Genomic DNA, 241 nt, shown 5'->3' on the forward strand with positions numbered 1-241 from the left:
CGCCGATGCCGCCCAGGGTCTTGGGCACGGCGCCGATGTTCAGTGCGCCGTCGTTGGACAGCCCGACCTTTTCGTCGAACGGCAGGCCGGGCAGTTCACGCGCCGGCGAGCCGGTGGCGACCACGACGTGCTTGGCAACCAGGACTTCCTCGGCGGTGCCGGTGACCTTGATGGCCCAGCCGCCTTCCACCTGGCCGCTGATCGCGCCCTTGCCGTGGAAGAACGTGACCTTGTTCTTCTT

The 241-nt window shown here is 67.6% G+C and carries 1 pseudogene; it reads right to left on the reverse strand.

Annotated elements, in window-relative coordinates:
* Positions 1-241: pseudogene (locus tag KVT32_RS31280) on the reverse strand (dihydrolipoyl dehydrogenase); the annotation flags it as partial.

Source organism: Achromobacter sp. GbtcB20, from assembly GCF_019091095.1.
GTDB classification, from domain to species: domain Bacteria; phylum Pseudomonadota; class Gammaproteobacteria; order Burkholderiales; family Burkholderiaceae_B; genus Achromobacter; species Achromobacter mucicolens.